15 protein-coding genes are annotated in these 15,004 nt (G+C 54.3%); 5 read left to right on the top strand and 10 right to left on the bottom strand.

All coding sequences use genetic code 11. The features are described from left to right. Positions 1-10: 10 nt before the first annotated feature. Positions 11-631, top strand: a complete 621-nt coding sequence (locus GW579_RS19470) for a glutathione S-transferase family protein (RefSeq protein ID WP_165061252.1) — start codon at positions 11-13, stop codon at positions 629-631. A gap of 6 nt (positions 632-637) precedes the next feature. Next, positions 638-1,558, top strand: coding sequence for a pyridoxamine 5'-phosphate oxidase family protein (locus GW579_RS19465; RefSeq protein ID WP_152327416.1), 921 nt, complete (start codon positions 638-640; stop codon positions 1,556-1,558). On the opposite strand, the gene GW579_RS19460 is transcribed toward GW579_RS19465, so the two are convergent. The 3 genes from GW579_RS19460 to GW579_RS19450 all read right to left on the bottom strand — a co-directional run bounded on the left by GW579_RS19460 (position 1,540) and on the right by GW579_RS19450 (position 4,417). Further along, positions 1,540-1,893 (bottom strand): MmcQ/YjbR family DNA-binding protein, encoded by a 354-nt coding sequence (locus GW579_RS19460; protein ID WP_152327417.1) that lies wholly within the window; start codon positions 1,891-1,893, stop codon positions 1,540-1,542. The genes GW579_RS19465 and GW579_RS19460 overlap by 19 nt on opposite strands. Before the next feature lie 269 nt (positions 1,894-2,162). Continuing rightward, positions 2,163-3,356: an amino acid aminotransferase gene (locus GW579_RS19455; protein WP_152327418.1), complete on the bottom strand. Its 1,194-nt coding sequence runs from the start codon at positions 3,354-3,356 to the stop codon at positions 2,163-2,165. A gap of 116 nt (positions 3,357-3,472) precedes the next feature. Then, the gene (locus tag GW579_RS19450; protein WP_165061249.1) at positions 3,473-4,417 is read right to left on the bottom strand and encodes a LysR family transcriptional regulator; all 945 of its coding nucleotides are present in this window, start codon (positions 4,415-4,417) and stop codon (positions 3,473-3,475) included. A gap of 128 nt (positions 4,418-4,545) precedes the next feature. On the opposite strand from GW579_RS19450, the gene GW579_RS19445 reads away from it, so the two are divergent. Next, the gene (locus GW579_RS19445) at positions 4,546-5,295 is read left to right on the top strand and encodes a 3-oxoacyl-ACP reductase family protein (RefSeq protein ID WP_165061247.1); all 750 of its coding nucleotides are present in this window, start codon (positions 4,546-4,548) and stop codon (positions 5,293-5,295) included. A 65-nt stretch (positions 5,296-5,360) separates the two neighbouring features. Here GW579_RS19445 and GW579_RS19440 read toward each other — a convergent pair whose 3' ends face one another. Then, positions 5,361-5,993: a YitT family protein gene (locus tag GW579_RS19440; RefSeq protein ID WP_165061245.1), complete on the bottom strand. Its 633-nt coding sequence runs from the start codon at positions 5,991-5,993 to the stop codon at positions 5,361-5,363. A gap of 264 nt (positions 5,994-6,257) precedes the next feature. Next, complete coding sequence (locus GW579_RS19435) at positions 6,258-6,722, bottom strand: Lrp/AsnC family transcriptional regulator (protein WP_165061242.1); 465 nt, start codon at positions 6,720-6,722, stop codon at positions 6,258-6,260. Between the two features lie 250 nt (positions 6,723-6,972). Here GW579_RS19435 and GW579_RS19430 point away from each other — a divergent pair, with 250 nt between their 5' ends. Further along, a complete protein-coding gene (locus GW579_RS19430; RefSeq protein WP_165061239.1) occupies positions 6,973-7,752 on the top strand; it encodes a transporter substrate-binding domain-containing protein in 780 nt (259 codons plus the stop codon). A gap of 3 nt (positions 7,753-7,755) precedes the next feature. On the opposite strand, the gene alr is transcribed toward GW579_RS19430, so the two are convergent. After that, complete coding sequence (gene alr / locus GW579_RS19425; RefSeq protein ID WP_165061236.1) at positions 7,756-8,835, bottom strand: alanine racemase; 1,080 nt, start codon at positions 8,833-8,835, stop codon at positions 7,756-7,758. Positions 8,836-9,007: 172 nt separating this feature from the next. Further along, positions 9,008-10,414 (bottom strand): replicative DNA helicase, encoded by a 1,407-nt coding sequence (gene dnaB, locus GW579_RS19420; RefSeq protein ID WP_101074864.1) that lies wholly within the window; start codon positions 10,412-10,414, stop codon positions 9,008-9,010. Between the two features lie 193 nt (positions 10,415-10,607). Here dnaB and GW579_RS19415 point away from each other — a divergent pair, with 193 nt between their 5' ends. After that, on the top strand, positions 10,608-11,597 hold the full coding sequence (locus GW579_RS19415) for a quinone oxidoreductase (protein ID WP_152327426.1): 990 nt from the start codon (positions 10,608-10,610) through the stop codon (positions 11,595-11,597). A gap of 379 nt (positions 11,598-11,976) precedes the next feature. Here GW579_RS19415 and pspG read toward each other — a convergent pair whose 3' ends face one another. From pspG to GW579_RS19400, 3 genes are all read right to left on the bottom strand, one after another. After that, positions 11,977-12,213: an envelope stress response protein PspG gene (gene pspG, locus GW579_RS19410; RefSeq protein WP_165061234.1), complete on the bottom strand. Its 237-nt coding sequence runs from the start codon at positions 12,211-12,213 to the stop codon at positions 11,977-11,979. A 193-nt stretch (positions 12,214-12,406) separates the two neighbouring features. Next, on the bottom strand, positions 12,407-13,453 hold the full coding sequence (gene dusA, locus GW579_RS19405) for a tRNA dihydrouridine(20/20a) synthase DusA (RefSeq protein ID WP_371819834.1): 1,047 nt from the start codon (positions 13,451-13,453) through the stop codon (positions 12,407-12,409). Positions 13,454-13,560: 107 nt separating this feature from the next. Further along, complete coding sequence (locus GW579_RS19400) at positions 13,561-15,000, bottom strand: sugar porter family MFS transporter (protein ID WP_165061232.1); 1,440 nt, start codon at positions 14,998-15,000, stop codon at positions 13,561-13,563. Positions 15,001-15,004: the final 4 nt, after the last annotated feature.

The following is a 15,004-nucleotide window of genomic DNA, read 5'->3' as shown; positions in this document are numbered from 1 at the left end:
GAGACATTCCATGCCCGCCATCCAGCTTTTCGGCACGCCGCTTTCCGGCCACTGCCACCGCGTCACCTTATTGCTTAAGATGCTCAATCTGCCTTTTGAGTTTAAAGAAGCCGGTGCCGCCGAACGCAAAACCGAAGAATTTGCTCACCTGAATCCTTTGCAACAGGTGCCTGTTTTAGTCGATGGCGAACACATCATCACCGACAGCAACGCCATTCTGGTGTATCTGGTGAAACGCTATGCGCCTGACAGTCACTGGCTGCCGGAAAATCCGCTGAAAGCGGCGGAAGTGCAGAAATGGTTGTCCCGCGCGGCCGGTGAAGTGCGTTTTGGCCCGGCTTCAACGCGGATGGTGAAACAATTTTCTGCACCGGAACCTTATGATTACGCGCTGGCGCTGACGGCGAAATTCCTGCCGCAGCTGGAAAAGCATGTTGAAGCGCATGAGTTTCTGGCGACCGACCGCGTCACAATTGGCGATCTGGCCTGCTACAGCTATATCGCCGCGGCACCGGAAGGCGGTGTTTCACTGGAAGATTATCCGGCGATCCGCCGCTGGCTGAAACGGATTGAAAATCTGCCGGGCTTCACGCGGCTTCCTGCGTCGCCGTTGCCCGAAAGAGCGTTGTAAAGCGCCATGAACAGCGTATTCCATGCCGATGAAATCCTTGCGCAGGATCTGGCGGGGTTTGATGTTTCCTCGCATGGAATACGCGAGGCGATGCCGGAACAGCACCGGTTGTTTTTTGCCGCACTGCCTTATCTGTTTGTCGCCACGCTGGATCAAAATGGCTGGCCGGTGGCGACGATCCTGACCGGTCCCGCCGGTTTTATCCGCGCCCCGGATGACAAACATCTGCGGGTGAATGCGCCACGTCGCCCCGACGATCCGGCGCAGGCCGCGCTGGAACCAGGGAAACAGGTCGGCGCGCTGGGGATCGATTTCTCCAACCGCAGACGAAACCGGGCAAACGGCAGGATCGGCCGCATGGACAAAAACCGGATCGAGATCCTCATCGATCAGAGTTTTGGCAACTGTCCGAAGTATATTCAGATCCGCAAACTGACGGACGTCCCGGTACACAAACCACTGCCCGCGCGGGAAGATATGACGGAACCGGACGAAGACGCCCGCGCGCTGATTGCGCGTGCCGATACTTTTTTCATCGCCAGCCACGCGCATGGTGGAACCGATGTGTCGCATCGCGGTGGTCAGCCGGGGTTTGCGCATCTGGTGGGAAACCGGCTGTGGGTGCCTGACTACCGGGGCAATCAGTATATGAATACGCTGGGAAATCTGCTGGCCGAGCCCCGCGCCGCGCTGCTGTTTATCGATTTCGCCAGCGGCGATATTCTGCATTTACAGGGGCACACCAGAATTCACTGGCAGCCGGAAGAAATCCCCGGTCCGTCAGGTGCGGAACGTTACTGGAGCCTGGATATCACCCGCGTATGGCGTTTTCGCGCAGCGTTGCCGTGGCGCGGAGAAGCGCCTGATTATTCACCTGCGACGCTGGGCACCGGCCAGTGGCCCGGCGATCAGACGCCAAATTCCTGACGGGTGTTCTCCGGCAAAGCGGAAACGACCATTTTGTAGGAACTGTCGATCAGGGAATAAAGCTGAGAGTTCGGCAAACTACCGTCAAGCACGACCGTATTCCAGTGCGCTTTATTGAGGTTCTCGCCGGGCAGAATGCAGGTGTGTTCCGCCCGCAATTTTCCGGCCATTTCGAGGCTGGTTTTCAGCGAAACGGCTTCAAATCCCTGACAATCGCAGAACATCGCGAACATCACACCGCCCACTTTTATCTGATTCGCACCGTATGGGTTCTGCGTACTTTGCTCTGCTCCGGGTTTTCCCATGCAGTAGTCGAGCAATTCCAGACTGGTCATTTTTGCCTTTCTCCGTCTCTGAGGTGAACAATTCCATTACCGAAATCGTCTATTTAGTGTGCAGCAACATGGCGAAAAAGAAAGGGATGAGATCGCAAATACAAAAAAGGGCCGACATCGCTGTCAGCCCTAAACAACGCTTACTCCCCTAAATAATTCGGGCTGAAGCAAGGCGGTAAGCTCAGGAAGCCCCGGAAACAGGGACGTACCCTGTGACCGGGGTGAGTGAGCGCAACCCACGCCGCAGCAGCCCGAATTATGACGGGGATTTACTGCACGGCGGCGAAGGCTTCAGCCACCTGTTTCACGTTATGGTGATTCAGGCCTGCCATGCACACGCGACCGCTGAGGATCAGGTAAACGCCGAATTCTTCACGCAGACGGACAACCTGTTCTTCGCTGAAACCGGTGTAGCTGAACATGCCGCGCTGTTGCAGAAGGTAATTGAAATCACGACCCGGCAAGGCGACTTTCAGGCTGTCGACCAGCGTGTGGCGCATTTCGAGAATACGGGTGCGCATTTTCTCTACTTCGGCTTTCCACTGCGCGTTCAGCGCGCTGTCGCTCAGGACTTTCGCCACCACTTTCGCACCAAAATTCGGCGGGCTGGAGTAGTTGCGGCGCACGGTCGCTTTCAGCTGACCCAGTACGCGGCCAGCGGCTTCGCTGTCTTCACACACCACGGACAATCCGCCGACGCGTTCACCGTACAGGGAGAAAATCTTCGAGAAGGAGTTGCTGACGAAGCAGTTCACACCGGCAGACGCCATCGCGCGGATCGCGTAAGCATCTTCATCAATACCTGCGCCAAAGCCCTGATAAGCGATGTCGAGGAACGGGATCAGCTCGCGCTGTTTGGTGACTTCAATCACCTGATCCCACTGCGCGGGCGTCAGGTCAGAACCCGTCGGGTTATGGCAGCACGGGTGCAGCAGCACGATGCTTTGCGCCGGTAAGGTTTTCAGGCGTTCGACCATCGCGGTGAAATTCACACCCAGTGTTTCTGCGTCAAAGTACGGATACGTATGCACTTTGAAGCCTGCGCCACCAAAGATAGCCACGTGGTTTTCCCAGGTCGGGTCACTTACGTAAACTTCCGAATTCGGGAAGTAGAACTTCAGGAAATCCGCACCGACTTTCAGCGCGCCGGAGCCGCCGACGGTCTGAATGGTGGCGATACGCTGTTGTTTCAGCGCCGCATGTTCCGCGCCAAACAGCAGTTCCTGAATGCCTGCGCGGTATGCCGGCAGACCTTCCATCGGCAGATACACTGACGCAGATTGCGGCCCGGCGTTCAGCTGGTTTTCTGCATTTTCCACCGCAGCCAGTTGCGGGATAATACCCTGCTCGTCGTAATAGAGACCGATGCTCAGGTTCACTTTGTCTTGTCTTGGATCGGTCTTAAAGCTTTCCATCAGCGACAAAATCGGGTCACCGGCATAGGCATCAACATGTTGGAACACGGTATACATCTCCTTGGTTTGGTTGAGTGGCGCGGCAATCCACGCCAGTCATACCGGCGCATCGCTGCTCTTTCACAGACTATCAAAGTTCGTTAAAAAAGATGACAACATTGTTGTCAATTTTCGGGCGTTTTTTGCCCGCTGCTGCGGGCATCAATGCGCCGTGCAATATGGTGCTCACGAAATTTCTCAATAATAAAATCAACAAATACCCGGGTCTTTGCAGGCAGCAATTTATGTGTCGGAAAGTAAAGGAAAATCCCGCCCGCATCCGCATACCAGTCTGGAAGTACACGCACCAGTGAGCCGCTTTCCAGCGCCGGAAGCAGATCCGGTATATTTGCCATTACAATTCCCAGCCCCATTTCTGCCGCCCGGCAGCAGGCCTCCGGCTCGTTAAACGTCATGCACACGGGAAGCCCGACGGCAGATTGCTGACCACCGGCATTGCGCAGCATAAAGTTGCGGATCTTACCGGTTTGCGGTGAGCGAATGCGGATTCCGTCACCGCGCGCCAGGTCATCAGGCTCAAGAAAAGGCGGATGCTGGCTCAGATAGGCCGGTGCCGCCGCCAGCACGGCATGAACCGGCGCAAGTTCACGGGCCACAATACCCTGCGGCAGATCGAAACCGCCGCCAATCGCCGCGTCATAGCGTTCGCCAATCAGATCAATCTTGCGGTTATCAAACTCCCAGTCCGGCTGAATATCCGGGTAACGCTGAAGAAATTCCGGCAGAAGCGGGAGAATAAAATGCATCCCAAAATAGGTTCCCATGCTGACTTTCAGGACGCCGGAAGGACGTTCGGTCGATGTGGAAAGCCCTTTCATCGCCATTTTTACCGTGGTCAGCCCGACGCGAACTTCCTGCAAAAAACGCTCTCCGGCCTCCGTCAGTCTCAGCTTGCGTGTACTACGCTGAAACAGACGCACGCCGAGTTGAGTTTCAAGCGTGGTGACATTTTTCCCGACGGCGGCGGAGGTCAGCCCTAACTGTCGGGCGGCGGCAGAAAAACTTCCGGTATCTGCACTGATCACAAAACAATCAAGGTGAACAAGCATCCGTTGACTCCGATTTCAAACTTTTAGTTTGAAATGATTATAGCGTTTACCGGCTAGTTCACCGCACGGATCAGGTGAATACTCGGTTCACTAGCCCGATTAACTCATCTGTTTTGGAGCACACAAAAATGACCACTCAACCATCACTGCAAGGCAAAGCCGCTTTTGTTCAGGGCGGATCACGCGGCATCGGCGCCGCTATCGTTAAGCGTCTGGCCCATGACGGTGCCAGCGTCGCCTTCACCTACGTTTCTTCCGACGAAAAAGCGCAGGCGCTGGTGAAATCCATCGAAGCCAGCGGCGGTAAAGCCCTTGCGATTAAAGCCGACAGCACCGATGAAAGCAGCGTGCGTTCAGCTATCGACAACGCCGCTCAGGCTTTCGGTAAAATCGATATTCTGGTCAACAACGCCGGTATTCTGGCGTTTGGGGAGCTGGACGCGCTGACCATTGACGATTTCGACCGCACCATTGCGGTTAACGTACGCAGCGTTTTCGTTGCCAGCCAGCAGGCCGCGCGCCATATGCCTGATGGTGGTCGCATCATCACCATCGGCAGTACCAACGCAGATCGCGTCCCGTTCCAGGGCGGCGCGGTGTATGCCATGAGCAAATCAGCGATCGTCGGCCTGACAAAAGGCCTGGCGCGTGATTTAGGCCCGCGCGGCATTACCGTCAATAATCTGCAACCCGGCCCGGTTGATACTGATATGAACCCGGCTGACGGCGAAATGGCGGAAGGCATGCTGAGCTTTATGGCGCTGGATCGTTACGGTAAAGACAGTGAAATCGCCGGTTTCGTCGCGTATCTGGCTGGCCCGGAAGCGGGATATATCACCGGTTCCAGCCTGACTATTGACGGCGGTTTCGCTGCATAACAGGGCGACGACGGGCATAAAAACAAAGCAAAAACGGTGCAGAAATCTGCGCCGTTTTTTTTGCGTCAGACGCTGTAACGCCCCGGCCGGTGGTTCATGGCGATAATCAGATTGACGATCACCGCGCCCAGAATGGAGGCGATCAGCATTTCATAGCTGACCACAAACAGCGAGGCCAGCACGATGCAGCAGTCGACGCCCATCTGGAATTTACCGGCGCGGATGCCGTATTTATCCTGAAGAAACAGCGCCAGAATATTCACGCCACCGAGGCTGGCTTTGTGGCGGAACAGGACGATAAAGCCAATCCCCATGATGACGTTGGCAAACAGCGTGGCGTAGAAAGGCTGGAGATGATCGAAGTGAACGAACAGCGGGTGCAAATCAGAGAACACCGAGACCAGCGCCACCGCCGCAAATGTTTTCAGCGTGAACTGCCAGCCCATGCGGCGGATGGATAAATAATAGAACGGTAAGTTGATAATAAAGAAAGCCGTACCGAATGAGACGTGCGAAATATAATGCGCCAGAAACGCCATCCCCGCCGTACCGCCGGTCAGCGCGCCGACCTGACGCAGCATCACCACGCCAAACGAGACCATCAGCGTGCCGATGATAATCGCCAGCGCATCTTCAACCAGCGTGTGCCCGCTGTGCGGTTGTTCAGCGACGGGCTTAAGATTGTCTAAACTTGCCATAATTCCCCTTTCCCCGAAAAATAATACTCAAAAGTCTTTTCGTGATAATTAAGGAGACGGGAAATTAAGGCAATATTTACGCACGTAATTTGCATTAAAAAACGAAAATAAGATTTTGTGACGCGTTAATTAATCTTTACATGCACAGATTGCGCATTTTAATTCATTTTCATGCACCAGAAACGGGAATTCGCACCAAAATAAGTCACCATAATAGTGCGTAATAAACAGAGGGTTTTATTTATTACGCTGGCGTTATTTTTATCAGGCTAAGGTTAAAAGACCGTTTTCTTTTAAACGGTTAAGCACAACCGAGGTTTTCACGTGCGCCACACTTTTGTGTACAGACAGGATTTGGCTGATCAATGTGCTCAAACCGGCCAAATCTTTGACGGCAACTTTCAGCAGATAATCCGCATCACCGGTGGTTTTATAGGCGTCGATTATGGCATCGACTTCACCGAGCATGCTGTGGAAAGCGTCAACCTGCGCAGGTAAGTGGTTGATAAGCCTGACTTCAATCAAACCTATCATACCCAGACCGAGCGCTTCCGGAGCCAGACGTGCATGATAACCGAGGATTAACTGCGCCTGTTCCAGACCAATGCGGCGACGTGAGCATTGTGATGCGGACAATCCTACCAGTTCGCTTAATTCCTGATTAGTCAGTCTTCCGTTAGCTTGTAATAAGGTCAGAATTTTCAGGTCGTAATCATCAACGCTGTACATAGCACCTTTCCTGTCGTTTTAATTTTTGTATAAAGTGATTTAACTTTGCAAAGACTATACCCAAAATAATTCAAGTTGTTTGAAGGCGGCAAGGCCGTGAATCCCCAGGAGCTGACTCAAGTAAGTGACTGGGGTGAGCAGGTGCAGCCAACGCATAAACAGCTTGAAGTATGACGGGTATATATCGGTTAATTACTTATCGGCTGTTTTTTCTTATACTTGCACGTGATTTAAACTCAAGGAAAGAATAATGAAAAAAATCCTCTACCCTCTCGCATTTCTTGCCGTAATACCCGCACTCGCCCACGCAGACGCCACGTCATCCCGTCTTGAACGTGTATTACAGAAAGGCTCGCTGAATGTCTGTACCACCGGCGATTACAAACCGTACACCTTTTTGAAAGAAGACGGCCAGTACGAAGGCATTGATATCGCCATGGCAGAATCACTGGCGGCCAGTCTGGGCGTAAAACCGACCTGGGTGCCGGTCACCTGGAAATCGCTGCCAGATGAAATGAACGCCGGGCATTGTGATATCGCGATGGGCGGTATTTCAGTCACGCTGAAACGCCAGCAAAAAGCATGGTTCGCCAATGTGCTGGATCAGGACGGGAAAATTCCGCTGGTGCGTTGCGAAGATGTGCGGAAATACCAGACCGTTGAGCAGCTGAATAAATCTTCCGTTCGCCTGATTGAACCGGCGGGTGGCACCAATGAAGCGTTTGTTCACAGCCATCTGCCAAAAGGCACGCTGACGCTGAGCGATAACGTGACGATTTTCCAGAAGCTGGTGGATAAGAAAGCAGACGTGATGATTACCGATGCGTCCGAAGCGTTGTATCAGCAGAAACGCTATCCGAAACTGTGTGCGGTGAACCCGAAAAAGCCGCTGCAATATGGCGAGAAAGCCTACATGCTGCCGCGTGATGATATTAGCTGGAAGATGTATGTCGACCAGTGGCTTCACCTGAGTAAAGCCACTGGCGAATATCAGCAAATTGTCAGCCAGTGGCTGGCGGTGAAGAAGTAAATGTCAGTCGCCAATATACTGGCGGCAAACCCTTTCGCTGAGCTGCGTGGCCAGTTCATACGCACTGATGCCGGTTGCCTGCGCAACGCGTTCAACCGGCAGAACTGGCCCCCAGAAGATGACTTCATCGCCGACTTTATCCGTCGCGTCCGGCCCTAAATCCACCGTGATCATGTCCATCGAAACGCGTCCGACCAGCGGCACGATGCGGCCATTGACCTGCACCGGCGTTCCGCTCGGCGCACTGCGCGGATAACCGTCGCCATACCCCATCGCCACCACGCCCAGACGGGTGTCGCGATCGCTGGTCCAGGTGCTGCCGTAACCGACCGGTTCACCGGCGAAATGCTCGCGCACCGCAATCAGGCTGGAGGTCAGCGTCATCGCCGGTTGCAGGCCAAAATCGCTGGCGTCTCCGGTTTCCAGCGGCGATACGCCGTAAAGGATAATCCCCGGACGCACCAGACTCATATGCGACTGCGGCCAGAGCAGGATCCCGCCGGAAGCGGCAATCGATTTTTGCCCCGGCTTGCCGTCGGCAAACGCATTAAAACAGGCCAGTTGCTTCGGCGTGGCATCGCTTTCCGGCTCATCGGCACGGCAGAAATGGCTCATCATATTGACAGGCTGAACAACATTTTTGCAGGCGCTGAGGCGCTGATAAAACGTCTCTGCCTGCGCCGGGCTCACGCCCAGACGGTGCATTCCGGTATCGAGTTTCAGCCAGACATTCAGCGGGCGCGCCAGTTGCGCGTTTTCCAGAGCGTCGAGCTGTTCGATGCTGTGAACAGCGGTATCGAGCTGATGTTCCACCAGCAGCGGCAATTCATCCGGTGAGAAGAAACCTTCGAGCAGGAGAATGGGTTTAACAATGCCGGATTTGCGCAGCGATAACGCCTCGCTGAGCCGGGACACGCCGTAATAATCGGCATCCTGCAAGCTGTGCACCGTTTCCAGTAGACCGTGCCCATAAGCGTTTGCTTTCACGACCGCAACGAGACGACTTTGTGGCGCCAGATGACGCACCCGTTGCAGATTGTGTCGCAGAGCGCGGCGATCAATGACAGCCGTAGCCGCTTTCATTTTGAGTCCTTTAATGTGAATTTTTTTGGGGTTTTAACAGGCTAAAGGGGCGAAGTTTGCATTCGGCCAGCGCGGAAAAACCAGAGTGTACACGCAAGTACATGAGCTGGTTTTGCCACAACAAGTGAGCACTGCCCGAAGGCAAAATGGCAAGCAAGATAGCCCCGCACAATTAGTCTTCGTCGTATTGCGGGCCGCCATAGTTATCAAACCGCGACCATTGCCCGTTAAACGTCAGGCGAACGGTGCCGATCGGGCCGTTACGTTGCTTACCGAGGATGATCTGCGCAATGCCTTTTTCTTCACTGTTATCGTGATAAACCTCGTCACGATAGATGAACATGATTAAGTCGGCGTCCTGCTCGATGGAGCCGGATTCACGCAAGTCGGAGTTGACCGGACGTTTGTCGGCGCGTTGCTCCAGACTTCGGTTCAGCTGCGACAGCGCCACCACCGGCACCTGCAATTCTTTCGCCAGTGCTTTGAGCGAGCGGGAGATTTCGGCGATTTCCAGCGTACGGTTATCGGACAGCGCCGGAACACGCATCAGCTGTAAGTAGTCGATCATGATCAGGCTCAGACCGCCGTGTTCGCGGAAAATACGGCGTGCGCGGGAACGGACTTCAGTTGGCGTCAGACCGGAGGAATCATCGATATACATGTTACGTTTTTCGAGCAAAATCCCCATGGTGCTGGAAATACGCGCCCAGTCTTCATCGTCGAGTTGGCCGGTACGGATTTTGGTCTGGTCGACGCGGGAAAGTGACGCCAGCATACGCATCATGATCTGGTCGCCGGGCATCTCCAGACTGAAGATTAAGACCGGTTTATCCTGCATCATTGCGGCGTTTTCGGCGAGGTTCATCGCAAACGTGGTTTTACCCATCGACGGACGCGCCGCCACAATAATCAGGTCAGATTTTTGCAGACCGGCGGTTTTCTTATCGAGATCCGCATAACCGGTCGATACGCCCGTCACGCCATCGTGCGGGCGCTGGAACAGTTCTTCGATACGCGAAACGGTACTTTCCAGAATGCGGTCGATGCTTTTCGGGCCTTCGTCTTTACTGGCGCGGCTTTCGGCAATCTGGAATACGCGGGACTCGGCTAAATCGAGCAGGTCTTCGCTGCTGCGACCTTGCGGATCATAACCGGCGTCGGCGATTTCGTTGGCGACTGAAATCATTTCACGCACAACGGCACGTTCGCGCACGATATCGGCATAAGCGCCGATGTTTGCCGCACTTGGTGTGTTTTTAGAGAGTTCTGCCAGATAAGCGAAACCACCGACCGAGTCTAAATCGCCTTTTTGTTCGAGCGATTCGGACAGCGTAATCAGGTCGATCGGTTTGCTCATTTCCAGCAAACGCTGCATTTCGGTGAAAATCAGGCGATGCGGACGGCTGAAGAAGTCATTGCTGACCACGCGCTCCGCGACGTTATCCCAGCGTTCGTTGTCCAGCATCAGCCCGCCCAGAACGGATTGCTCAGCCTCCAGCGAATGCGGCGGAAGCTTCAGGCCTTCCATCTGACGATCGCGGGTTTCGTTCTGTTGATTGGTCGGTTTTTTTGCTGCCATCTGTGGATTTGTTCCTGCTGTAAGCGCCTGTTTTATGAGCGTCGGACTTCCGAAAATCAGAAGCGCAACGTGCGCGTTAGTATAGGTTGTCATGTCTCATTTCAAAAGGGTATTAACCGGCTGTGCCTAAAATCTGGATTGTCCCGGCCATTTAGCCTAGGGTTGAAATCAGACTCCATCACGAGGGAAAAACATGGCAAAGCGCATCCAGTTTTCTGAAACAGGTACACCTGACGTTCTGCAATACGTTGATTATCAGCCACAAGAACCTAAGGCCGGTGAAGTTCAGGTTGAGAACAAAGCCATTGGTATTAACTACATCGATACCTATGTGCGCAGCGGTTTGTATCCACCAGCCAGTTTCCCGGCCGGTTTGGGTACCGAAGCGGCAGGCGTTGTCACCAAAATCGGCAGCGACGTGACCGGCATTAAACCGGGCGACCGCGTGGTGTATGCGCAGTCAGCGCTCGGCGCTTACAGCGAAATCCATAACGTACCGCAGGAGAAAATCGCCCTGCTGCCGGATGCCATCAGCTTTGAACAGGCGGCGGCGTCATTCCTGAAAGGGCTGACGGTTTACTATTTACTGCGCCAGACGTATGAAGTGCAGGCGGGCGAAACCATTTTGTTCCACGCTGCCGCAGGCGGTGTCGGGCTGATTGCCAGCCAGTGGGCAAAAGCGCTGGGCGTAAAACTGATCGGGACTGTCGGTTCTGATGAAAAAGCCGCTCGCGCCAAAGAAGCCGGTGCCTGGGCGACGATTAACTATCAGAAAGAAGATATCGCCACCCGCGTGGCCGAACTGACCAACGGCGAGAAAGTCGGCGTGGTTTATGATTCTGTCGGCAAAGACACCTTCGAAAAATCCCTGAACAGCCTGAAGCGCCGCGGTTTGCTGGTGAGCTTTGGGAATGCGTCCGGGCCGGTGAAAGGCGTGGATCTGGCGATCCTGAATCAGAAAGGTTCGCTGTTCGTCACGCGCCCTTCGCTTAATGGCTACGTAACCAATCGCGAAGAACTGGCCCAGGCCAGCGGCGAGCTGTTTTCGCTGATTGCCAGCGGCGCGATAAAAGTGGACGTCAGCGACGCGCAGAAATTCCCGCTCTCCGAAGCTAAACGCGCCCACGAAACGCTGGAAAGCCGCATCACGCAAGGCTCAAGCCTGCTGATCCCGGGCAAGTAACAGACGCAAAAAAGGCTTCCGGATGGAAGCCTTTTTTACTGCCTGATACAGACGACCTCTGTGTTCAGACGGGTACTGCTGTAGGGTACTGCCGGGTAAATCCGGAGGGCGGTGTCACTTGTGTGACTATTGTGTGCCTCACCGGACTTGATGAATTCAGTTTGCGGCCTGCTGACCACGTATGAATTCCATCCTAACAGTCACCCATGTTAAAAAATATGATTTATGCATTTCGACCGCACATTCTGATCCAGCTTGTGATCGCTAGCACATAAGTAAAAGTTATAGATGTAACGTTTACATTTTTTTGTGCTCAAAACGCCGCCATCAACCTTTTCTATTTCATGAAGTTATGAAAACGACTTATCTTCCGAATTTTTTATGGCAGGCGGCGACGGCGATATTTTGGTTCGTCAGGCCGGATAAATGTCCGGTATATCCAGACGGCAGCGACCGCTAAAATCAGCCACGGCAACATTTTAATAACAATCACAAAGAAGCCGCTCAACATCATCAGACCAAATGCCACGATCAGCGCCGCCACCATGCCCAGCAGGGAAATGCCGGTCAGCATCAGCATAAAGAAAAAACCAAGCACGAAGAGAATTTCCAGCATCGGGTGCTCCTTAATAAGCCAGTGTGCAGTAAGACGTAATGTCAAAACACGATGAAGCTATTACAAGAAGCGTGCCAGAGTGAGGGGATAAATAATTGATTGAATATTAAGGATAAAATAATCCGCAGGCACAAATGGCCTGCGAAAAGATAGTGAGTTTGACTAACAGATAGTGAATTTTATCACGCTGTTTTTATGCCTGCTCCGCTGCCATTGCCTGCTGCTGAGCAACCATCTGCAATGCCTGTTCAACCACGTCGATGCCGGCGCCCGCTTTATGCGCGTTTTCGCTGAGATGACGGCGGAACTGACGCGCACCCGGCACGCCCTGGAACAGACCCAGAATATGGCGGGTGATGTGGCCGAGATACGTGCCTTTGCTGAGCTCCGCTTCGATATACGGATACAGTGCGCGGATAATATCCGGCCCGGTTTTCAGCGGCGCGTCGGAACCAAAAAGCTCGCGATCCACATTCAGCAACATGCCGGGATTCTGATAAGCTTCGCGGCCCACCATCACGCCGTCCATATGTTGCAGATGCGTTTTGGCTTCTTCCAGCGTTTTGATGCCGCCGTTAATCGCCATCGTCAGATGAGAGAAATCACGCTTGAGCTGATAAACACGCGGGTAATCCAGCGGCGGGATTTCACGGTTTTCTTTCGGGCTCAGGCCGGAAAGCCAGGCTTTACGGGCATGAATGATAAAGGTATCGCAACCGCCGTTTTCAGACACCTGACGGATGAAATCGCAGAGGAATTCGTAGCTGTCCTGATCGTCAATCCCGATGCGGGTTTTGACGGTGACCGGAATCGACACCACATCGCGCATCGCTTTAATGCAGTCCGCCACCAGCGACGCCTGACCCATCAGGCAGGCACCGAACATACCGTTCTGCACACGATCCGACGGACAACCGACGTTCAGGTTGATCTCGTCATAGCCGCGTTCTTCTGCCAGCTTCGCGCAGTGCGCCAGATCGGCCGGATTGCTGCCGCCCAGCTGCAAAGACACCGGATGTTCTTCATTGCCAAAGCCCAGATAATCACCTTTGCCATGAATAATCGCGCCGGTAGTGACCATTTCGGTGTACAGCAATGTCTGGCCAGTCATCAGTCGGTGGAAATGGCGACAGTGTCGGTCGGTCCAGTCGAGCATAGGCGCAACGGAAAAACGCTGAGCGGAATATGGCTGGGTTGTGGACATGGCGTTTTGGGGCATTGCGTGTTGAGTTTCTGACATCGGCCTGACATTCGCTGAGGGTTCATGGCGCTCCCTCCGGCACGGCGGCCAGAGGGAAGTTAATCGCTGATTATACCACAGAACAAACATTCGGCATCTTGCCCGGTTTAGCGGCTTTGCGACACGGCCGCATCGTCGGTTTTTCGCTCTGCGGCGGTACGGCTCAGACGCTGCTCCAGCACTTCCAGCGTGACACCGCGCGTTTCCGGCACTTTGCATTGAATGAAAATCCAGCCCGCCATACAAATCACCGCGTAGATAAAGAAGCTGCCCGCCGCGCCCAGCGCCGCGTTCATCAGCGGAAAGGTATACGTCAGGAAGAAACAGGCAATCCAGAGCGCCAGCGTACCGACCGCCATAGCGTTGCCGCGCACACGGTTCGGGAAGATTTCAGACAACAATACCCAGGTTACCGGCGCGAGCGTCATGGCGTAAATCGCGATGGCCACCAGCACAAGCAGCAACACCGGTAATCCCATCACGCCAAAGGTGTAGGCCAGCCCGATCAGAATATAAATCACGGTCAGGCCCGCTGAACCGAGCTGCATCAGACGACGACGCCCGATTTTGTCCACCAGCGGCAACGCCAGCAGCGTGAAAATCAGGTTGATGAGGCCGGTGGCGACAATCGATTTCAGCGTGTCGTTGATATCAAATCCGGCAGAAGCAAAAATCTCCTGCGCATAGTTGAATATCACATTGATGCCGCACCACTGCTGGAAAACCGCCAGCACAATACCCATCAGCACAATCGGTCGGACGCGCGGTTCCCACAGCGCCGAGAACGGCACTTTCTGGCTTTCAGAACCGAGAGAACGGCGGATATCCGCCAGCGTTGAACGCGCATATCCGGCAGAACCGATGCGGCCCAAAACCTTTTCGGCCTGCGCATAACGGTTCGCTTTCGCCAGCCAGCGCGGGGATTCAGGCACCACAAACATCAGCACTAAAAAGACTGCCGCCGGAATGGCTTCCGCACCAAACATGTAGCGCCAGCCGGTTTGTCCGTTCCAGCTTTGCAAAATATCGGCCTGCGCGGCGGCAGATGCCACGGGTTCAGCAATCATCAGGTTAATCAGTTGTGCGGCCAGAACGCCGAGCACAATGGTCAGCTGATTGACGGCGACAAAGCGGCCGCGTTTTTCTGCCGGGCTGATTTCGGCGATGTAAACCGGTGCCAGCGCGGAGGCCAGACCGATACCGACACCGCCCGCAATACGCCAGAAAACAAAGGAGTCGAAATTGAATGCCAGTGCCGTGCCGATACCGGAAGCGGTAAATAAGACCGCAGCGATAATCAGCGGCAGGCGACGGCCAAACCGGTCAGAAAGCGAACCGGAAACCGCGGCGCCCAGCACGCAGCCCAGCAAGGCGGAGCTCATCGCCCAGCCGGACATCGCGGCGTCGGTGATGCCAAAATACGCCTCGTAAAAAGGCTTGGCTCCCCCGATCACCACCCAGTCATAACCAAACAGCAAGCCGCCGCAGGCAGCCACCAGGCAAATCATCCATACGTAGGGCATATTCAAAGCTTGTGAGTCAGACATAATC

The sequence above is a fragment of the Rahnella contaminans genome (assembly GCF_011065485.1).
GTDB lineage: Bacteria > Pseudomonadota > Gammaproteobacteria > Enterobacterales > Enterobacteriaceae > Rahnella > Rahnella contaminans.
The sequence above is the reverse complement of the archived record's forward strand: the minus strand, read 5'-3'. Positions and strand labels throughout refer to the sequence as shown.